An 18,415-nucleotide genomic window follows, 5' to 3' on the forward strand; every position below is an offset into this window, starting at 1 on the left:
AAATGTAAAGCTAACTTGACATATCAAAAGATGTAAAGTAAACTTTACTTATTGCTAAATGTATAGTTTACTTTACATTTGATGAGGAGGCATTATGAAAAATAGAATTCGTGAATTGCGGAAATCGAGGAAGATTACGCAGGAGGATTTGTCTAAATTAGTGGGTGTCTCACGCCAATCAATCATTGCAATTGAATCAGGGAAATTCAATCCATCACTAGAGCTTGCCTACAATATTTCAAAAGCTTTCAACTGCACGATTGAGGAAGTTTTTATTTTCGAAGAGGAGGGAATGGCATAATGGAATTTTCTATAGGCGGTATTGTTGGACTATACGGCGGGATGATTTTTGGCATCCTTGGCTGGTGGTTTGGAAGGAAAAAAGCGAAGAAAAATCGAGGCTTAGATGAGCTACACGACCATATTTGGCAAAGGGCGAAAGCTTATTCATGGTATATGACGTTAGCAGCAATTTATATTTTCTTTTCTTTAGTAGTGTTTGGGATTAAATTAAGCACTGCCATGGTTTTAGCTGTCCTTTTATTTGTACACTTAGGGAGCTGGGCGATCATTGGGCTCATTTTGACTATCAACATGTACAGACCAATACCTTTTAAGCCTTCTTATGTGAAGTTAGGTATAAGCATCAATGTCGCATCACTACTTATTTTTACCATTATCTCGATTCTAACAAATAATTGGCTGTTTTTATTATTTAGTATTTTGCCTAGTATGATGGGTATATTTACTGCACTTACAGTCCGTAGGAAAGATTCTAAATAAATTTAGTTGTCCGATTCATCCCTTTGGATAGGTTTATCGAGCTGCGATTATGGCATTTAAACGAAAAATGCAAGGCTCGCATCTATATAAAAAAGGCAGGTCCAACAACATACGTTGGGACTGCCTTTTCCTTAATCATGATTTAATGTTGCTGCAATTTCTGGCTGTTGCTCTACTTGAAGTAGCATATTAAAGGATGCAATGGCAACTTCCACTTGATCATCCTTTGGTTCGCGAGTTGTTAGCAATTGAAGCCATAGACCAGGATAGCCAAGGAAACGTAATACTGGAATATTACGGCAGGCGTTTGTCGCCTGTAATACTTCAAATGATATTCCTAGTACTACGGGAATTAATAATATACGATCTAAAATACGTAGCCACAGCGGGTCCGTTGGCACAAAGAAATATAAAAACATGCCGACAAAGACTGTGAAAAGAATAAAGCTACTACCACAACGGTAGTGTAGACGTGATTGTGCTTGGACGTTCTCCACTGTAATGTCTAAACCAGCTTCATAGCAGTTGATGACTTTATGCTCCGCCCCATGGTATTGGAATACTCGTTTAATGAGAGGCGTTAACGAAATAAAATATAAATATGTGAGCAGTAATAATAGTTTAATACCGCTTTCAAGTAAAATTTGACCCGTTTTTCCTTCAATCCATTTAGAGAAAAAATCAGCTATAAAAACCGGAATTAGTGTAAAGGCAAATTTTCCAAATAAGAAGGAAAGAATACCTACTACAGCAACGCCAAGTATCATTTGAAGTTTGGAGCCTTCTTCTTTATTTTCTTCTTCTTCGCCAGGTACCACATCATAACGATCCCCAGCAAATTGCATATGACGAGAACCTAAGCCTGCTGATTCAATCAGTGCGACCACGCCTCGAACAAATGGGATTTTTTTAAGCTTTTGTAAAATAGGTTTTTGTACTTTTTTAAAATGATAATAATCAATGGAATCATCGTTACGACGAATGGCAGTAACTGTATGATCCTTTCCTCCGAACATCACACCTTCTAATTGTGCTTGTCCCCCGTATACAGGTGAATTGCTCAAGGCTAACACCACTCTCTTTATATATTTCAACTGTACCATTGTACTAAATTTAGTCAAAAACCTCTACAGTTACGCATAGTAAATTTTCTATATGGCTACACTAATCGTACATTTTAGGAAATGATTAGTACGCAATGGAGGAAAAATTGTGAAAATAGGAACAATAACGGCACTGGTAAATGCTCTTGTTTTAGCATTGTGCTTAAAAGGCTTACATTATTTTAATCTCATTAAATGGCATCCGATTGGGTTTTATAAGAAATGGGGATGGTTTGAAGAAAGCTCTAAGCTATTTCATTGGACCTTCTTTATACTTCTTTTATTCATTATCGGATTATTGGTATATATGACAATGCGCTATGTCTATGTTATTCCGGCTGTCTTTTCTTCACTACTACTAGGGCTTTTTGTAACAATTACATTAGAGTGGATTGCATTAGATTTACCATTACAACTTTCTTCCTTTAAAAAGCTTTCGATTCCATTCATAGTTGTGGTGGTTTGTCTTTTACGGTTCTTGTTAGAAACAGCTAATTTTCATCAGCGGGAGCATACGGCGCAAAAAGGAAATTAGTTGCTGTATGCGCCTTGTATGATAAAATAAATGGCAAGTACATAGAAAGAGGCGAATAGAAGCGTGAAGTTATTATGTTTGAATGGACCTAACTTAAATCGACTTGGAAAAAGAGAGCCACATATTTATGGACATGAAACATTGGATGATGTTAAAGAAAATGTTCAAAATCTTGCGGCTTCTTTAGGTGCCACTGTTGAATTTCGTCAATCCAATCACGAAGGGGTACTTGTGGACTGGGTGCATGAAGCAGAAGACGAAAAGTATGATGGCATTATCTTTAATCCTGGTGCATATACCCATACAAGCATCGCGTTACATGATGCCATTGCAGGGATTACGGTGCCAGTAATCGAAGTACATATTTCCAATATCCATAAACGTGAGGCTTTCCGTCATCATTCCTATCTTGCTCCGGCCTGCCTTGGTCAAATTTGTGGACTAGGTACGAAAGGCTATGAACTGGCACTACGTACATTTATCGAGAGGGAGAATTGATTATGTTGAAATTACAAAAGCTACGTAAAGCACTTCAAGAACAAAATATCGATGGCATTTTAGTTACGAATGGGTATAACCGCCGCTATATGACTGGTTTTACAGGGACAGCGGGCGTAGCAATTGTGTCCCAAAATGATGCTGTTTTTATTACAGATTTCCGATATACAGAACAAGCTGCCACACAAATTCAGGACTTCCGAATTGTTAAGCATGAAGCAACCATTATTGAAGAGATTGCTACACAAGTAAAAAATATGGGCATCAAATTACTGGGCTTTGAGAGAGATACTGTAAGCTACGGCACATATGAACTGTATAAATCGAACATTCAAGCTGATTTAGTGCCGATTTCTGGGCTAATTGAAAAAATTCGCTTGATTAAGACGGAACAAGAGATTAATATTATTAAGGCTGCGTGTGAAATTGCAGATCACGCATTTACACATATTTTAGGCTTCATCAAGCCTGGTAAAACAGAGCTTGAAGTTTCGAATGAATTAGAATTTTTCATGCGTAAACAAGGAGCGACTCAGTCTTCGTTTGACATAATTGTTGCGTCTGGTCTTCGCTCAGCATTACCACATGGCGTTGCAACGGATAAAGTGATTGAAAAAGGCGACTTTGTTACATTAGACTTTGGTGCGCTATACAATGGCTATATTTCGGATATTACACGTACTGTGGCTGTTGGAGAACCATCTGAAAAATTAGTAGATATGTACAATGCAGTCCTTGCTTCTCAGCTGTTAGCACTTGAAAAAGTGGGTCCTGGATTAACAGGTATTCAAGCGGACGCTATTGCACGTGACTACTTAAAAGAAAAAGGATATGGCGAAGCATTTGGTCATTCTTTAGGACACGGTATCGGTCTTGAAGTACATGAAGGCCCTGGCTTATCGATGCGTTCTGATGCAGTGCTAGAGCCAGGTATGGCCGTGACGATTGAACCGGGTGTTTATTTACCTGGTATCGGTGGTGTCCGTATTGAGGATGATATTTTAATCACTGAGACGGGGAATGAATTACTCACACATTCGTCAAAAGAACTCATTATTTTATAAACTTTGGAGGAACACAAATGATTTCAGTAAACGATTTCCGTACAGGTCTAACAATTGTTGTTGATGGCCAATTATATCGCGTGTTAGATTTCCAACACGTTAAACCAGGTAAAGGTGCTGCTTTCGTACGTTCTAAATTACGTAACCTACGTAATGGCTCAGTGAATGAAAAAACATTCCGTGCTGGTGAAAAAGTAGAAAAGGCACAAATCGATAACCGTAAAATGCAATATCTATATGCACAAGGTGACGAGCATGTATTCATGGACCTAGAATCATACGAGCAAACTGAACTAGCTTCATCAGCAATCGAGTATGAATTGAAATTCTTAAAAGAAAACATGGAAGTTCATATTCAATCTTACCAAGGTGAAATGCTAGGTGTTGAATTACCAAACACGGTTCAATTAGAGGTAACTGAAACAGAACCAGGCATTAAAGGTGATACAGCTTCAGGCGGCACTAAACCTGCTACACTTGAAACAGGTCTTATTGTACAAGTACCTTTCTTCGTCAACCAAGGTGATGTACTAATTATTAACACAGAAGAGGGCTCTTACGTTTCTCGTGCCTAATTATTATTAATCCTCAACCTACTCTTTTTTATTGAAAGAGTAGGTTTTTATTTTTTTCTTATACATTTCTTGTGAAAGGACAGGGACATTGTGATAATGGATAGAGAAACGGTCTCTTTTTTTCGTGTCTCCCTCCAAGTTTCTACCATCAGATAGATGGTCATTATTGGGAGAAATGTCTACAATAATCATAAGGAGTGAGAGTTATGCTACAAACAATACTAGATAGTCAACATCCTATTATTCAAGCACCTATGGCAGGTGTAACATCACCTAAATTCGTGGTAGCCTGTACCGAGGCAGGGTTATTAGGCTCCATAGGTGCAGGTTACTTAGATGGTGAACAAACTAAGCAATTTATTCAGGAAGTAAAGAAGCTAACGACCAAGCCTTTTGCGGTCAATCTTTTCGTACAAGAGGAGCCACAAATTGATATCGAGGTCTTACAAAAGGCTCGCATGGCACTTCAACCTTTTTATGATGAGCTTGGACTGTCGCCTGTACAAAGCGTTGTATCCAAGGAAGTTTTTGCTGGACAAGTACAAGCGGTTATTGAGGAGAAGGTGAAGATTTGCTCTTTTACATTCGGTATTCCGTCAGCGGAGGTACTGAAACAGTTAAAGGAACATGGGGTATATACAATTGGGACAGCCACTACATTAGAGGAGGCTCAACTAGTTGAGCAGGCTGGCATGGATGCAGTGGTCCTACAAGGTGGAGAAGCTGGCGGTCATCGAGGTTCCTTTACAGCCCCGCTCCAATTAATCCCTTTATATGACTTGCTGCAGCAGGTAGCAGGAAAAATAGCTATTCCTATTATCGCAGCGGGGGGCCTCGTGACGAAGAAGGATATTCAGAAGGCTTTAGAGAGCGGTGCACAAGCAGTTCAAGTGGGGACGGCTTTACTGGTGGCAGAAGAATGCGAAATTTCTCCGCTCTATAAAAATGCGGTGTTGGCATCAAAAGAGCAGGAAACAACCATTACACTCGCATTTACGGGAAAACCAGCAAGAGGCATAGCCAATGATTTTACTAAACGTATGAAGGACGCGACAGTTGCACCATATCCGTTGCAAAATTATTTAACGACAACTATTCGTAAGGAAAGTGCCAAACAGGGCAATGCCGAATATTTATCGATGTGGATGGGCGAAAATAGCCATCTTGTACAACATGCTGGTACGGTCCAAAGTATTGTAGATAAATGGCTATAAAATTTTTAGATAGAAGATCTCTATACAACTGTATAGAGGTCTTTTTTTTGGTAGAGCAACATATATTGCTGTACACGAGGGGGCGTAGGAATGGAATTACAAGACGTATTAAGAGTTGCTGGAGTGGGACTAGTAGTTGCGCTTCTTCATGTTTTCTTCGATCAAACGGGGAAGAAGGAATTTTCATTTTTCCTATTTTTCATTGCCTACTTATATATGACAGCAGAATTACTCCGATTTTTACGTCTATTTTTTAATGAAATTCTCACATTCTTCCAATGGCTGACATCTTCCGGGTAGGGTAAATGGAAATTGTTATCGTTGCTGTTGTCATGCTGCTTTTATTATTGCTAATAAAAGAAGTCATACAGCCACTCCACGCGCTAATAAGTGTGATGTTCTCTTTTTTGCTTTTTGGCATGCTGTTCTCGACACTTTTATTGCCCTTCGTCAAGCAACTTTTAGAAACGCTTGCGTTTTTGCCTTATGCAAAGGCTATCTTAATTAGTGCAAGTATGTTCTATGTCGGGCAATGGGTGTCATTGCTGCTTGTAGAACATAACTATAAAGTGCTCGGGAGCATTGTTTTTGCAGCGGTGAAAATTGTTATTTTATTGTATTGGTTCAAAGAATTTTTGGCTGTATTACAGGAGGTGTCGGCCATTTTACAAAGGCTAAACTAAGGAGCGAAGCCATTGCAGGAGCAAATACTTTCGTTTTTAATCGACCCATTCTTTCTCTTGCTCAAGATGACACTGTTGCTTTGTAGTTATGTCATCATTATTTTAATTATCAATATGCTATTACCAGAATTTGAAAAAGGGACAAGAATCCTCTTTTTTCTAATTGTCTTAGCGACGATAGGACCAGTTGTTGTTAAATCTTTTACATTAATTGATGAAATTGCACAAGGACTAGCCCATTTATTTACGGCGTTCTATCCTATTTTGACCTCAAGCTTTATGTTATCTAGTAGTATTACAGCCATTGCATCCTGGCAGCCATTTTTGCTGTTTTTTGTACAAGTTCTCACCATTATTAGTAGTAAGTGGCTTATTCCAGGTGTTTTATTAGCCATTGTCTTTGATGTGTGCAGTGTGATTGTCAAGGAAATTTCTTTTACAAGAATCGCAGATTTAATTCGTTTTACCATTATGAGTATCGTTTCTGCCTCTGTTATTTGCTATGTCCTATTGATGACCGCAGGTGGGGTGGCAGCGTTTAGCGTCAATGCAGCTGTTGCTGAGCCGGTCAAAAAGTTAATTGAAGAAAATATTCCGGTTGTTGGTTCGTTTATAGTTGATAGTTTTTCGATGTTTCAGCATATGACACAATTTACATCCTCCCTTACAAGCATTAGTGCCTTTATTGCAGTTATTACCGTATCGTTTATTCCAACTGTTCAACTTGTTGTCAGTGCCTATTCTTTGAAAATGCTGGCAGCTATTTTAGAACCAATTGCCTTTGATGATATTTGTAGACTACTCGATCAAATTAGTAAATCCCTATTTACCTTATGTGCTGTATCATTTCTGATTGCTTTTTCATTTATGTTCTCTTGTTTTTTCCTCATTGTGTTCGTACAAGTTATGGCAGGGGGGAGATAAATTGATTCTTTTATTGGCATTGCTGTTTGTTTGTCAGATTTTTGTGTTTCTAACGGATGATAAGGAAATAATTTCGCTCACAAAATTGGTCATCACGTTAGTATTTTTGCAATTGCTATTAAAGATTCCATTTATCAATTCATAGGAAGAAACAAGCGTACATACACTTGAAAAAGAGAAGATGAAAGGAGGCAATGTACAAGTGATGTGGAAAAGACACGAAAAAAAACAACGTCATTAATGGTTTTAATACTGGTAGCTGCCTCCGTGGGTATTTTCATCATTTTGCCTATGTATCAAACGAATTCAACGAACGACAAAGGTTCACCGCTCTCTAATGAAGAAAAACTTGAGCAAACACTGAAAGCAATGCAAGGTGTTGGGGAGGTTAAAGTCTATTTTTATTATGGAGAGATGACAGATGATCAAGATGCCAATAAACTATTCAGCCAATATTTTCGAGGGACTGAGCAAGGCGCGAAAAACGTATCAGGAATGCTAGTTGTTTCAGAAGGTGCATCCGATATCTTTGTGAAAAATGAAATTCGTGCAGTCGTCAGTCAAGTGATGCAGTTGCCGATTCATCGAATTATTATCGTTCCAATGGAAAATAAGGAGGAAAAGTAAATGCGCGTACGTAGAAGAACAGTTTGGTTTATGACATTATTAAGTTTAGTAGCAGTCATTTCAGTGTATTATTTGGTTGATCCAGCAAAACAGTTCAATGGCCTTACTATTTTTACGGATGATACATTACAACAAACAGCTGTAAGTGGTGTTACAGATCAGAAAGCAACGAATGATGTGACACAAGAAGTTTCTTCACCGAGTCATTTATTCGAAGAAATGCGTATGCAAGTTAGTGATGAGAGAAGTCAACTTCGTGAGCAGCTAACACAAAAAATTGCTTCAGAAGAATCTTCCGCTGACGAAAAAAATGAGGCATTCAATGAAATGGATGGTCTTATTAAACGAGAATCAGCAGAAGCGATGCTTGAAATGCTCATTAAATCATTAGGTTATTCTGATGCATTTGTTCGCGCTGAAGGAGAGAAAGTTTCTGTTACAGTTATGGCTGAAGAATTATCAAAATCCCAAGCAAATGAAATTATATACTTAGTGAGAACAGAGATGGAAGGCGCAAATGATGTACAAGTAAAGTTCAGCGCGAATAATTATTAAAAATATAGAAAATAATAAATTTTTAGTTTATTCAAAGGGCGTTGTTATATATCAGCGTTATGAAAAGGCTTTCGCTTAGTAAAGGAAAGCCTTTTATTTTGTTCATATTTACTTAATTTTCATTTAACTGTTTCAAATTGATTCGAAAAAATATAAAATAGTTATTGTAGTAGATTTTATTTCATAAGGAGAGTTAGAAATGTTCAAAATTCAAGAAATTCGCGAAATTATTAAATTAGTAGATTCTTCTTCAATTGACGAGTTTGTGTATGAGGTAGATGGCGCAAAAGTTAAGTTAAAAAAGAATAATATTGTTGTGACAGAAACTGTAGCACCTAAAAAAGAAGTAGTAGCACCTGTTGTACAACAATCTGCACCAGCAGAAGCTCCTGTAGCAGCGCCAGCTAAAGTGGAAGAAGCACCAGCTGCAGCCGCGCCAGCGATTAACGACCCATCGCTACATAAAATTGTATCTCCAATGGTTGGTACTTTCTATCAATCACCAAACCCAGATTCACCAGCTTACGTAAAAGCAGGCGACAAAGTAGGGAACGAAACAATTGTATGTATCGTAGAAGCAATGAAATTATTCAACGAAATTGAAGCAGAAGTGCAAGGGGAAATCGTTGAAGTACTTGTGAAAGATGGCGAATTAGTAGAATACGGCCAACCATTATTCCTTGTAAAAGCTGAGTAAGGAGTGCAAATCCATGAAAAAAGTTTTAATTGCAAACCGCGGCGAAATCGCTGTGCGTATTATTCGTGCTTGTAAAGAGTTAGGCATTCAATCAGTTGCTGTGTACTCTGAAGCAGATGCAGACGCATTACATGTGAAATTAGCAGACGAAGCCTATTGTATTGGTCCGAAGCTATCAAAAGATTCTTATCTTAGCTTCCCAGCCCTACTTAGTGTAGCTGAAAAAACAGGTGCTGACGGTATCCACCCAGGCTATGGCTTTGTATCGGAAAACGCTGATTTTGCAGAAGCTTGTGAAAACGCTGGCATTAAGTTTATCGGTCCATCATCTGATTCCATTAAAATTATGGGTATCAAGGACGTAGCACGTACAACAATGGAAGCAGCAGGAGTTCCGCTTGTTCCTGGTACTGGTATTGTGCCAGATATCGAAACAGGTAAAGAATGGGCTGCTAAAATTGGTTATCCTGTAATCATCAAAGCAACTGCTGGTGGTGGTGGTAAAGGGATTCGTGTAGCACGTACAGAAGAAGATCTTGTCAAAGGTATTGATATTACGCAAAAAGAGGCTGCTGCTGCATTCGGTAACCCTGGCGTATATTTAGAGAAATTCATCGAGTACTTCCGTCACTGTGAAATCCAAATTTTAGCGGATGGCTATGGTAATGTCGTGCATTTAGGCGAGCGTGACTGTACTGTTCAACGTCGTATGCAGAAGTTAGTAGAGGAAGCTCCATCTCCAGCTCTTTCTTCTGAACGCCGAGCTGAAATGGGCGCAGCTGCAGTAAAAGCAGCTCAAGCCTGTGACTATGAAGGTGCTGGAACAATTGAGTTCATTTATGACTATCAAGAAGACAAGTTCTACTTCATGGAAATGAATACTCGTATTCAAGTAGAGCACCCAGTAACAGAAATGATTTCTGGTGTAGATCTTGTACAACAACAATTAAAGATTGCATCTGGTGAAAAACTTCCTTTCACTCAAGATGATATACAATTAAATGGTTGGGCAATTGAATGCCGTATTAACGCAGAAAATGCCTACAAAAACTTCATGCCTTCAGCAGGAACTGTTGATACGTATGTAACGCCAGGCGGCTATGGTGTACGTATTGATTCTGCTGTTTATGCAGGTTATACAATTCCACCATACTATGATTCAATGGTGGCAAAACTAATTGTACATGCCAATACACGAGAAGAGGCGATTGCGAAAATGAATCGCGCGCTAAGTGAATTTGAAGTATCTGGACCTGGAATCAACACAACGATTCCATTCCACCAAGCACTCATGAACAACGACGTGTTCAAATCAGCACAATTCAATACGAAGTTCCTTGAAGAGAATGATGTATTGGGGACAAGCAAGTAATTGATTTGTGGGTTTAGGGAATCGAATAGGGAATAGAACACCTATCAAAGTTCGCAATTTTATTACCTTCTAACTTTTATTAGTTAGGAGGTTTTTTATGTCCAAAAATAAACAGAGAACAGGGATATATGATTTGAATTACATTACAGGGAGTATACAGCTTCCAAACTTTAATGGGGCATTTCAACAGGATGACACAGAGCTAATTGCACCTCCGAAAATGATAGTGGACGTAACTGAGGTGAAGAAGGGCATCAAAGTCGTTAATGCACTACTAATCGTAAAAGAACAAATGCGGCTATGGAAGGGTAAGTAATGTGAAAAAAGCGGGTACATTAAAACCAAATTTATCAAGTTAACTATATGGAAATGTAGTAGCACTACGATCCCTGCAAACCGTAATGAATTGTGTAAATCCTTAATTCTTAACTATCTTTAATAAAATAGATTATAATTATTCATACCTGAAGGGGCTACTAAAGATTACGTCATTTACACTCAAATATAGAACAGATCAAGATAGAGGGATAATTAGATGAATTATTATATTGTAATGCAAGGGCACACCTATTTAGAAGAGAAAGAAGCGGGCATTATTTGGTCACCGCAAAAAGATAAATCTGGTAAAGTACCACACTCATGGAATCGGATGAAAGAGATATTAAAAGGGGATTGTATATTTCATTATGTACGTGGAGAGTTAGTTGCTATTAGTATCGCACAGTCAAATTATTATGAAGCTTCAAAACCAGGAGAGATGCAAAGTTATTCACAATGGGAAGATGCAGGTTATTTAGTAGATTTAAAATATCATGAGTTAGATATACCACTAAATATAAAGGCAAGTTTTGATGTGATTTTACCGCTTCTACCCATAAAGTATTCTCCTTTCCAGCAAGATGGAAATGGCAATCAAGGTTATTTATACCCATGTAATGAAACGCTCGCAATTAAATTATTAGAATTGACTAGTGACTTAAATATCTATGAAGAAAATCAGGAGCAATTAGAGTTTGCAATTGGTTCTGTTGTAAGTAGAGAAAGTAATAAACTTGTACCAATCCTAGCTGAGACAGAAGCGGAAGCAAAAGTGAAAATTCGTAAAGGTCAGCAGAGATATAAAGAGGCGTTAGCTCCTTTATGGAATCATCAATGTGCATTGTGTGGCATAGATTTACCTGCAATGCTAAGAGCAAGTCATTCAAAGCCTTGGAAGGATAGCGCACATGAAGAAAGATTGGATGCTTATAACGGTTTATTGTTATGCTGTAATCATGATGCATTATATGACAAAGGCTATATTGCATTTGATGGGACAGGTAAGATTCATATCTCTGAACGGATTGATGAGGAGGATTATGTGAAGTACGGTATTCATCCTAAAATGCGCGTGAATCGCCATGAGGAAAATAAGAAGTATTTTAAATGGCATAAGAAGCATGTATTTGTATAGTAGTAATCATAAGAGAAGCTGGATTAATATGCTTCTCTTTTTGTATGTTACTAGAATAGATTTTACAAGCCTTTTTAAAAGTAATTTAAAAGTAAAATTATGAAAAAAGATGGTAATAGAAGAGCGTTCTGAAATTTTTCTATTCTTAGATATATCGTTAAAGCTTGAGGGAGTTGGCATTGACAGGATTTTTAACGTTACTAGTCTTTTGTAAAACAACCATTCCACCAAGCACTCATGAACTTGATAAAATTTTAATTATTAAATAGGCCGAAAAAATCAGTTGTTATCGTAAAAGTTATTATAAAAGCAATTAAGATAATCCGTGTTTCAAAATTTCGATAAACGACAAATGAATCGTTGTTATTCATATAAACTGTACTAAAAAAAATAGACTTATAAAAAATATTCTTACTGACCAATCAAGTTTTTTATGTCTTTCATTATGATGATTATAAGAAAACCATTTTTTTCTCTCGACACCTAACAATTTTCTAATTACAAATCCAAAAATACTAATTACTAACACTAACACAATTTAAAAATAGTAATAATGTTCCTATTTCATTCTTGTCAATTTATTCACCTCTCAAATCTGCTTTTTCTTAACTAGCTATAACTTTATTCATAATAGAGAGCATATCATAGTAAATTATTAGTTGGTATAAAAATGGAAAATGTAAACTTTATAAATTAACTGATATAGCAGTGTGAATTAATAAATGTTGAGGAGCAATAAAGATCATTTCATGAAGCTTCTTTATAAATTAAAACGGCTTTCGACAGCCAAACCTTCCTTTTTATAGTATAATAAGCGTAAGTACAGCATTTGTTTGTGATGTGTAAGGGAAAGGATGATATTTGTATGGCAGAGAAAGTAGGACAATCTTTCGTACAACCAACACCTTCTGGAAAAGAAGAGCTTGGAAAAATTGAAGTAGCGGCAGAGGTTATCGAAGTTGTGGCTGGAATCGCTGTAAATGAGATCGAAGGCATTGCTGCAACACGTGGTAATATTGCGACAGGTGTCGTGGAACGTTTCGGTAAAAAAGTACACAATAAAGGCATTAAATCAGGTGTAACAGAAACGGGTGAAATCGCTATTGATGTATTTTGCTCTGTGAAATATGGATATGCCATTCCTAAGGTTGCGAAGGAGGTACAAACACAGATACGCCAAGCTATTTTTAATATGACAGCACTGGAAACAGCAGAAGTAAATGTGCATATTACAGGGATTCACTTCGAAAAAGAAGAAACTGTGGTACATGAATAAAACGAATAGGATTGCCCAAAGATGATTCATTCATCTTTGGGCAATCCTTTGTTATTTGGAAATTCATTCATAATATTGTATCGCTGTAAGTTTATAATTCAATATGCTTTGGCTTTCTCCAGAATAACGCAAGGATGACACCTAGCACTAAAACAATTGTCGCAAAGTAATAGGGATAGTTCAAATTAATATCAAACAGTATCCCGCCTAAAATAGGACCGAAAATATTACCTAGGCTTGTAAACATAGAGTTCATGCCACCAACAAACCCTTGCTCATTACCAGCAATTTTAGATAAATATGAAGTGACAGCTGGACGAATTAAATCGAAACCGACAAAAATAAAGAATGTGACAAATAAGATGGCAAAATAATGATTGACGATGGTCATAGCAAATGTTAAAACGGCTGAGAGGATTAGCGAGTAACGAATGACATTAATTTCTCCCATTTTCTTTGTCAGCCAATCAAATAGTAATAATTGTGCCAATGCACCTACAATCCCACTGCCTGTAATGATAATGGCGATATCCGAAGGCGTAAAGGCGAATTTATGATCGACGAATAAACTAAATAATGATTCGAACGCTGCTAAGCCAAATGATAGGACGAAAATAAGAATAAATGGAATGAAATAAAGCGGGCTAAATACTCGCTTTGCACTACCTAACATGGATGTTGGTGTATCTTCCTTATCTCCAGCTCGTGTTGGTTCCTTTAATAATACGAAGGAAAAGATGGCTGCTACAAGGCCAAGGACACCTGCCGCATAGAATGGTACCCGCGTACCATATTCGGCTAAAAATCCTCCAATTCCAGGACCGATTATAAAGCCTGTACTAATTGCTGCACTCATATAGCCAAGAGCTTTTGGGCGTTGAGATAGTGTAGTAATATCGGCAATATAAGCAGTGACGGCAGGCATAATGAAGGCCGCACTGACTCCACCTAGCATTCGAGAGATAAAGAGTATTTCAATGGAACGTCCTAATCCAAATAAAAACTCTGAAAGTCCAAAAATAAAAAGCCCTGCAACAATCATGACTTTGCGGCCAATATTATCGACTAGCTTACCTGCAATAGGTGACACAATCAGTTGCGTAATGGCAAAGGCTGCAACCATATACCCAACGACGGAGCCCGAAATATGAAGCTCATTCATGATGGTTGGTAAAACAGGAATGACTAAACCAATACCTAAAAAGGCAATGAATAGATTCGATAGTAAAATTGCTAATGTTATATTTTGTTTCTTGCTCATAAAGTTCTCCTTTTATTCGTTCACGATACATGAAATTGACATTCTACTAGAATATTTCCATGTAATACGATAAACCCTATAGTAACTATAGGGTCAAAAGATTTGTTTTCAATTTTAATGTTTTTTATCAGTTTGGAAATTAATGTAGAGAGTTATACATAAAGGAAGATGATATCTTATTGTTTTTTGCGAACCTTTAATTCAACAATGAATTTCTTTTCATGCTCTATAGTAAGAGTAGCTGGCATATAGAGCTCATAAACTTGGGATTCAAAAGCCTCTGACTGAGCCATCACATAATTTCTTAATTTTTCATAAAAAGAAAAATAGGTATCCGGATGGTAGATAAATGCGATACATACAAATGTACCTGCAGGTATAATTGTTTGTTCAATGTTTGACGATAGCTTCGAAAAAATACGCTCTGTTAATAGCGGGGTGAAAATAGCATCATAAATAATTGCATTCACATCTTCATAGGGAGCGAGTGGATATATACAACCATAGCGACTATTTAATACACTGCCTTCTTTCTCAATAATTTTTGTAAGGGTTGCGTAATATGTATTGGTACTAGAAGTTGGTGTTAATTTGTTAGTTGTCACTTGTAGAATAGGCATCGCTTCCTCTACCTGTATATATACCTCACCAAAGAAGGGGATATCAATTTGTTCCTGTAATTGCTTTTTGGTTTTTAATAATGTGTTTTTTACTTCATTCAATCGTGAAATTTTATCATCAATTCTTAGCTCTTGCTGTGCTAAAAAGTCAAGCAGTTCTTCAGACGTTAATTTGAGCGCCTTTTTTATATCTTCTAGTGAAATACCGATATATTTAAGTGATTTAATGATGTCTAAATAAAAAACTTGACTATCTTTATAATAGCGATAATTGGTATAAGTATCAGTGTATGCAGGCTTAAATAAATCAATCTGATCATAATAGCGTAAAGTTTGAACAGATAGATTCGACAGTTTGGCAACCTCACCGATTGTATAATAATGTTCCTTCATACTTACTTGCCTCCACTAGTAGCTAAAGAAGTTTCGGATGGCATCAAAGCGAATTTTATGCTTGCACTCTTCGCAATAAAATAGGTGAGCTTTACGTTCTTTCATTTGTTTATATTGTGCTTCACCCTCTCGGAGCTTGAATGGTTTTTTACAGCTTGTGCAAATAGCTTCATATTGCATTGTGAACACCTCTGAAGATTCTTTCAATTTTCTTTATTATAACATTTTGTGATTTAAACAATCATTTTGGAATGCTTAACATGAATTGTTAGATGCGCAAAAAGTTTCTTGAAAAAGGTTTCAGATTATTGAAAACTTGCTTGAAATCGTGTTTCTCGGGCGATTTTATGCTATTATAAACCTTAATGCCACTTAAGAAGGAGAGCTTTACATGAAACGACATGAAGCACGCGAAAAAGCGTTGCAAGTTTTGTTTCAGCTAGACAATACAGATTTAACAGTTGAAGAAGCAATGGGTCATATTAAAGGCCAACCGACAAATGTCTTCTACGAAAAAATTGTTACTGGAACAGCTGAACATTTGGAGGAAATTGATGCTACATTAGAACAGCATCTTGAAAAGTGGTCACTTGCCCGTTTACCCAAAATTGAAAGAACTGTTTTACGCCTAGCTGTATACGAGCTGTTATACATGCCAGAAACACCAAAAAGAGTAGTACTAAACGAAGCAATCGAGTTATGTAAAACATTTGGCGATGATAGTTCATCTAAATTCGTCAATGGTGTACTTTCTAAATTTACAGAACAAGAATAATGTGTTGAATTGGAAGGAGTAACGAAGGTTTATGTCAAGTGCAATTATTAATGGTAAAGAGATTGGTCAAGAAATTCGTAATGCTGTAGCAGAGCGTGTAATTCGTTTAAAAGAACAGGGGTTAACACCTGGTTTAGCGGTTGTGTTAGTTGGGGACAACCAAGCTTCAGCTACATATGTGAGAAATAAGCAAAAATCTTGTGAAGCAATTGGTATGTATTCGGAACTGATTAAATTACCAGAAGAAACGAAGCAAGAGGAATTATTAACACAAATTCAACAATTAAATCAACGTGAAGATATTCACGGTATTTTAGTACAATTACCACTTCCCAAACATATTGATGAGGATACAGTCATCGCGACAATTGCTGTCGAGAAGGATGTTGATGGCTTCTCACCTGTCAGTGTTGGGAAAATGATGCTTGGCCAAGAAACATTTTTACCTTGTACTCCTTTTGGCGTAATGAAGCTTCTTGAGTATTCAGGAATTGAAATTGCAGGAAAACATGCTGTAATCGTAGGACGTAGTCATATTGTTGGTAAGCCAATGGGACAACTACTATTGCAAAAAGATGCTACGGTTACGTATACACATTCCAAAACGCCAGATTTACCTTCATTTACAAAACAAGCGGATATATTAATTGCTGCTGTTGGACGTGCAAACTTTATTACAAAAGAGCATGTGAAAGAAGGGGCTGTTGTAATTGATGTTGGCATTAATCGTGATGACAACAATAAATTATGCGGCGACGTAAACTTTGCTGAAGTAGATGGTATAGCGTCTCATATCACCCCTGTTCCAGGCGGTGTTGGACCGATGACCATCACCATGTTACTATTCAACACTGTGCAAGCAGCTGAAAATAAGCTTGCTAATTAAATAGCCTTTTCCAGAAGTCATCTCAATATCGTGTTGAGATGACTTTTTTTATGGATCGATGCCAGAACTTTTATGCTAATTTTGACGTCTAATGTAACGTTTGGGACATACATACTTAGTAGGAGGTTTTTATGGAAAATATCGATATTGTGTTAATTGTGAAGCATATCATTATTGGCCTTGTCCAAGGGTTTACAGAACCAATTCCCGTATCTTCAAGTGGACATGTGATGATTGCCAGCGAAATACTAGGGCTTGGTGAACAAGGGTTTACGTTCGCCATTCTAACCAATACAGCTTCGTTACTTGCTATTGTTTATATTTATCGTGAGGATATAGTGCGATTGATTTCCCATTTCTTCTTGTACTTGAAAACACGTGAGAAGCGCTATAATGCTGATTTTCGTTTTGCTTTGTATATTATTATCGGTTCAATTCCGGCGGGCGTTTTAGGAGTATTATTAAGTGATGTTATTGGAGACAATGTGAGCATGACGACAATTGCACTCATGTTGTTTGTTACGGGTGCGGCATTATGGTTGATTCGTAATATGCGTGGGAAGAAAAAAGATGCAGATTTAAGTACGAAGGATGCCATTATTGTTGGGTTAGGGCAAGCAGTCGCTCTCACACCAGGTATTAGCCGATCAGGTGCTACGATTATTTCAGCTATTGCAGTAGGTATGAGACAGGATACGGCATTACGTTTCTCCTTTATGCTTTATATTCCAGTAAGCTTAGGTGGGGTTGTATTAGGAATAACTGATTTTTTAGGTGAGCCTAATAAAGGTGCGTTAGCGCTTCCATATGCAGCCACTTTTCTAGCTACACTTATTATGACGTACTTTGCCATGCGTTGGTTTATGGGCATTATGAAAAGTGGTAAACTTAGCTATTTTACGTACTACTGTTTTATTGTAGGAACATTATTATTATTATTCTATTAAAATGTAAAGTCTCATAACAACTGTTGTTATGAGACCTTTTTTTGTTATTCATTGAATAGTCAATTTCTATTAGTTAGAACGTGTATGAATATGTTATAGTTGTTTTTTGATAGATAAAAGACAGGCATTTTTTCTAGCGAAACTGCATTTAAACGCGTCAACACCAGTAAAAAA

Annotated in this window: 25 protein-coding genes; 20 read left to right on the top strand and 5 right to left on the bottom strand. The window is 37.1% G+C overall.

What is annotated here, in order from left to right; translation table 11 throughout:
- The first annotated feature begins 94 nt into the window (after positions 1-94).
- A complete protein-coding gene (locus tag ACOZBY_RS08110; protein ID WP_012295098.1) occupies positions 95-301 on the top strand; it encodes a helix-turn-helix transcriptional regulator in 207 nt (68 codons plus the stop codon).
- Positions 301-783, top strand: coding sequence for a hypothetical protein (locus ACOZBY_RS08115; RefSeq protein ID WP_281487057.1), 483 nt, complete (start codon positions 301-303; stop codon positions 781-783). Before ACOZBY_RS08110 ends, ACOZBY_RS08115 begins: the two co-directional genes overlap by 1 nt.
- A gap of 131 nt (positions 784-914) precedes the next feature.
- Here ACOZBY_RS08115 and ACOZBY_RS08120 read toward each other — a convergent pair whose 3' ends face one another.
- A complete protein-coding gene (locus ACOZBY_RS08120) occupies positions 915-1,886 on the bottom strand; it encodes a DUF1385 domain-containing protein (protein ID WP_012295096.1) in 972 nt (323 codons plus the stop codon).
- A 109-nt stretch (positions 1,887-1,995) separates the two neighbouring features.
- Here ACOZBY_RS08120 and ACOZBY_RS08125 point away from each other — a divergent pair, with 109 nt between their 5' ends.
- The 14 genes from ACOZBY_RS08125 (at position 1,996) to ACOZBY_RS08190 (ending at position 12,083) form a co-directional block, all read left to right on the top strand.
- Complete coding sequence (locus ACOZBY_RS08125) at positions 1,996-2,421, top strand: hypothetical protein (RefSeq protein ID WP_012295095.1); 426 nt, start codon at positions 1,996-1,998, stop codon at positions 2,419-2,421.
- A 63-nt stretch (positions 2,422-2,484) separates the two neighbouring features.
- Positions 2,485-2,919, top strand: coding sequence for a type II 3-dehydroquinate dehydratase (gene aroQ / locus ACOZBY_RS08130; protein WP_031417397.1), 435 nt, complete (start codon positions 2,485-2,487; stop codon positions 2,917-2,919).
- Between the two features lie 2 nt (positions 2,920-2,921).
- Complete coding sequence (locus ACOZBY_RS08135; protein ID WP_012295093.1) at positions 2,922-3,983, top strand: M24 family metallopeptidase; 1,062 nt, start codon at positions 2,922-2,924, stop codon at positions 3,981-3,983.
- A gap of 17 nt (positions 3,984-4,000) precedes the next feature.
- Positions 4,001-4,558, top strand: a complete 558-nt coding sequence (efp, locus tag ACOZBY_RS08140; protein WP_031417398.1) for an elongation factor P — start codon at positions 4,001-4,003, stop codon at positions 4,556-4,558.
- A gap of 206 nt (positions 4,559-4,764) precedes the next feature.
- Positions 4,765-5,772, top strand: coding sequence for an NAD(P)H-dependent flavin oxidoreductase (locus ACOZBY_RS08145; RefSeq protein WP_012295090.1), 1,008 nt, complete (start codon positions 4,765-4,767; stop codon positions 5,770-5,772).
- 90 nt (positions 5,773-5,862) lie between these two features.
- Positions 5,863-6,072, top strand: a complete 210-nt coding sequence (locus ACOZBY_RS08150) for a hypothetical protein (RefSeq protein WP_012295089.1) — start codon at positions 5,863-5,865, stop codon at positions 6,070-6,072.
- A 5-nt stretch (positions 6,073-6,077) separates the two neighbouring features.
- Positions 6,078-6,455, top strand: a complete 378-nt coding sequence (locus tag ACOZBY_RS08155) for a hypothetical protein (RefSeq protein ID WP_012295088.1) — start codon at positions 6,078-6,080, stop codon at positions 6,453-6,455.
- Positions 6,456-6,467: 12 nt separating this feature from the next.
- Positions 6,468-7,379, top strand: coding sequence for a stage III sporulation protein AE (locus ACOZBY_RS08160; protein ID WP_031417399.1), 912 nt, complete (start codon positions 6,468-6,470; stop codon positions 7,377-7,379).
- A gap of 207 nt (positions 7,380-7,586) precedes the next feature.
- Positions 7,587-8,006 (top strand): hypothetical protein, encoded by a 420-nt coding sequence (locus ACOZBY_RS08165; RefSeq protein WP_422761983.1) that lies wholly within the window; start codon positions 7,587-7,589, stop codon positions 8,004-8,006.
- Positions 8,007-8,561 carry a SpoIIIAH-like family protein gene (locus ACOZBY_RS08170; RefSeq protein WP_008179871.1) on the top strand — a complete coding sequence of 185 codons (555 nt, stop codon included), beginning with the start codon at positions 8,007-8,009 and terminating at the stop codon, positions 8,559-8,561.
- A gap of 199 nt (positions 8,562-8,760) precedes the next feature.
- Positions 8,761-9,258, top strand: coding sequence for an acetyl-CoA carboxylase biotin carboxyl carrier protein (accB, locus tag ACOZBY_RS08175; protein WP_012295084.1), 498 nt, complete (start codon positions 8,761-8,763; stop codon positions 9,256-9,258).
- A 13-nt stretch (positions 9,259-9,271) separates the two neighbouring features.
- Positions 9,272-10,630, top strand: coding sequence for an acetyl-CoA carboxylase biotin carboxylase subunit (gene accC, locus ACOZBY_RS08180; protein WP_012295083.1), 1,359 nt, complete (start codon positions 9,272-9,274; stop codon positions 10,628-10,630).
- A 97-nt stretch (positions 10,631-10,727) separates the two neighbouring features.
- Entirely contained in the window at positions 10,728-10,946 is a 219-nt protein-coding gene (locus ACOZBY_RS08185) for a hypothetical protein (RefSeq protein WP_332289683.1), read from the top strand.
- Positions 10,947-11,165: 219 nt separating this feature from the next.
- Positions 11,166-12,083 (top strand): HNH endonuclease, encoded by a 918-nt coding sequence (locus ACOZBY_RS08190; RefSeq protein WP_332289685.1) that lies wholly within the window; start codon positions 11,166-11,168, stop codon positions 12,081-12,083.
- Between the two features lie 367 nt (positions 12,084-12,450).
- Here the strand turns inward: ACOZBY_RS08190 and ACOZBY_RS08195 are convergent, their stop codons facing one another.
- Complete coding sequence (locus tag ACOZBY_RS08195) at positions 12,451-12,618, bottom strand: DUF4181 domain-containing protein (protein ID WP_346728906.1); 168 nt, start codon at positions 12,616-12,618, stop codon at positions 12,451-12,453.
- Between the two features lie 330 nt (positions 12,619-12,948).
- On the opposite strand from ACOZBY_RS08195, the gene ACOZBY_RS08200 reads away from it, so the two are divergent.
- Positions 12,949-13,359 carry an Asp23/Gls24 family envelope stress response protein gene (locus ACOZBY_RS08200; protein WP_031417403.1) on the top strand — a complete coding sequence of 137 codons (411 nt, stop codon included), beginning with the start codon at positions 12,949-12,951 and terminating at the stop codon, positions 13,357-13,359.
- 91 nt (positions 13,360-13,450) lie between these two features.
- On the opposite strand, the gene ACOZBY_RS08205 is transcribed toward ACOZBY_RS08200, so the two are convergent.
- From ACOZBY_RS08205 to ACOZBY_RS08215, 3 genes are all read right to left on the bottom strand, one after another.
- On the bottom strand, positions 13,451-14,620 hold the full coding sequence (locus ACOZBY_RS08205; RefSeq protein WP_031417405.1) for an MFS transporter: 1,170 nt from the start codon (positions 14,618-14,620) through the stop codon (positions 13,451-13,453).
- A 176-nt stretch (positions 14,621-14,796) separates the two neighbouring features.
- The gene (locus tag ACOZBY_RS08210; RefSeq protein WP_036164103.1) at positions 14,797-15,633 is read right to left on the bottom strand and encodes a MerR family transcriptional regulator; all 837 of its coding nucleotides are present in this window, start codon (positions 15,631-15,633) and stop codon (positions 14,797-14,799) included.
- 15 nt (positions 15,634-15,648) lie between these two features.
- Positions 15,649-15,813 (bottom strand): DUF2197 domain-containing protein, encoded by a 165-nt coding sequence (locus tag ACOZBY_RS08215; RefSeq protein ID WP_012295063.1) that lies wholly within the window; start codon positions 15,811-15,813, stop codon positions 15,649-15,651.
- A 211-nt stretch (positions 15,814-16,024) separates the two neighbouring features.
- Here ACOZBY_RS08215 and nusB point away from each other — a divergent pair, with 211 nt between their 5' ends.
- The 3 genes from nusB to ACOZBY_RS08230 all read left to right on the top strand — a co-directional run bounded on the left by nusB (position 16,025) and on the right by ACOZBY_RS08230 (position 18,241).
- Positions 16,025-16,408, top strand: a complete 384-nt coding sequence (gene nusB / locus ACOZBY_RS08220) for a transcription antitermination factor NusB (RefSeq protein WP_012295062.1) — start codon at positions 16,025-16,027, stop codon at positions 16,406-16,408.
- A gap of 31 nt (positions 16,409-16,439) precedes the next feature.
- Entirely contained in the window at positions 16,440-17,294 is an 855-nt protein-coding gene (gene folD / locus ACOZBY_RS08225) for a bifunctional methylenetetrahydrofolate dehydrogenase/methenyltetrahydrofolate cyclohydrolase FolD (RefSeq protein ID WP_012295061.1), read from the top strand.
- A gap of 131 nt (positions 17,295-17,425) precedes the next feature.
- On the top strand, positions 17,426-18,241 hold the full coding sequence (locus tag ACOZBY_RS08230; RefSeq protein WP_012295060.1) for an undecaprenyl-diphosphate phosphatase: 816 nt from the start codon (positions 17,426-17,428) through the stop codon (positions 18,239-18,241).
- Positions 18,242-18,415: the final 174 nt, after the last annotated feature.

Origin of the sequence: Lysinibacillus sp. NPDC056220, assembly GCF_049315265.1 — a bacterium.
GTDB lineage: Bacteria > Bacillota > Bacilli > Bacillales_A > Planococcaceae > Lysinibacillus > Lysinibacillus pinottii.

What these genes read in the sequence shown, in the direction of transcription:
- ACOZBY_RS08110 (WP_012295098.1), top strand. Translation starts at nt 95, where the DNA reads ATGAAAAATAGAATTCGTGAATTGCGGAAATCGAGGAAGATTACGCAG.
- ACOZBY_RS08115 (WP_281487057.1), top strand. Translation starts at nt 301, where the DNA reads ATGGAATTTTCTATAGGCGGTATTGTTGGACTATACGGCGGGATGATT.
- ACOZBY_RS08120 (WP_012295096.1), bottom strand. Translation starts at nt 1,886, where the DNA reads ATGGTACAGTTGAAATATATAAAGAGAGTGGTGTTAGCCTTGAGCAAT.
- ACOZBY_RS08135 (WP_012295093.1), top strand. Translation starts at nt 2,922, where the DNA reads ATGTTGAAATTACAAAAGCTACGTAAAGCACTTCAAGAACAAAATATC.
- efp (WP_031417398.1), top strand. Translation starts at nt 4,001, where the DNA reads ATGATTTCAGTAAACGATTTCCGTACAGGTCTAACAATTGTTGTTGAT.
- ACOZBY_RS08145 (WP_012295090.1), top strand. Translation starts at nt 4,765, where the DNA reads ATGCTACAAACAATACTAGATAGTCAACATCCTATTATTCAAGCACCT.
- ACOZBY_RS08150 (WP_012295089.1), top strand. Translation starts at nt 5,863, where the DNA reads ATGGAATTACAAGACGTATTAAGAGTTGCTGGAGTGGGACTAGTAGTT.
- ACOZBY_RS08155 (WP_012295088.1), top strand. Translation starts at nt 6,078, where the DNA reads ATGGAAATTGTTATCGTTGCTGTTGTCATGCTGCTTTTATTATTGCTA.
- ACOZBY_RS08170 (WP_008179871.1), top strand. Translation starts at nt 8,007, where the DNA reads ATGCGCGTACGTAGAAGAACAGTTTGGTTTATGACATTATTAAGTTTA.
- accB (WP_012295084.1), top strand. Translation starts at nt 8,761, where the DNA reads ATGTTCAAAATTCAAGAAATTCGCGAAATTATTAAATTAGTAGATTCT.
- accC (WP_012295083.1), top strand. Translation starts at nt 9,272, where the DNA reads ATGAAAAAAGTTTTAATTGCAAACCGCGGCGAAATCGCTGTGCGTATT.
- ACOZBY_RS08185 (WP_332289683.1), top strand. Translation starts at nt 10,728, where the DNA reads ATGTCCAAAAATAAACAGAGAACAGGGATATATGATTTGAATTACATT.
- ACOZBY_RS08190 (WP_332289685.1), top strand. Translation starts at nt 11,166, where the DNA reads ATGAATTATTATATTGTAATGCAAGGGCACACCTATTTAGAAGAGAAA.
- ACOZBY_RS08200 (WP_031417403.1), top strand. Translation starts at nt 12,949, where the DNA reads ATGGCAGAGAAAGTAGGACAATCTTTCGTACAACCAACACCTTCTGGA.
- ACOZBY_RS08205 (WP_031417405.1), bottom strand. Translation starts at nt 14,620, where the DNA reads ATGAGCAAGAAACAAAATATAACATTAGCAATTTTACTATCGAATCTA.
- ACOZBY_RS08210 (WP_036164103.1), bottom strand. Translation starts at nt 15,633, where the DNA reads ATGAAGGAACATTATTATACAATCGGTGAGGTTGCCAAACTGTCGAAT.
- ACOZBY_RS08215 (WP_012295063.1), bottom strand. Translation starts at nt 15,813, where the DNA reads ATGCAATATGAAGCTATTTGCACAAGCTGTAAAAAACCATTCAAGCTC.
- nusB (WP_012295062.1), top strand. Translation starts at nt 16,025, where the DNA reads ATGAAACGACATGAAGCACGCGAAAAAGCGTTGCAAGTTTTGTTTCAG.
- folD (WP_012295061.1), top strand. Translation starts at nt 16,440, where the DNA reads ATGTCAAGTGCAATTATTAATGGTAAAGAGATTGGTCAAGAAATTCGT.
- ACOZBY_RS08230 (WP_012295060.1), top strand. Translation starts at nt 17,426, where the DNA reads ATGGAAAATATCGATATTGTGTTAATTGTGAAGCATATCATTATTGGC.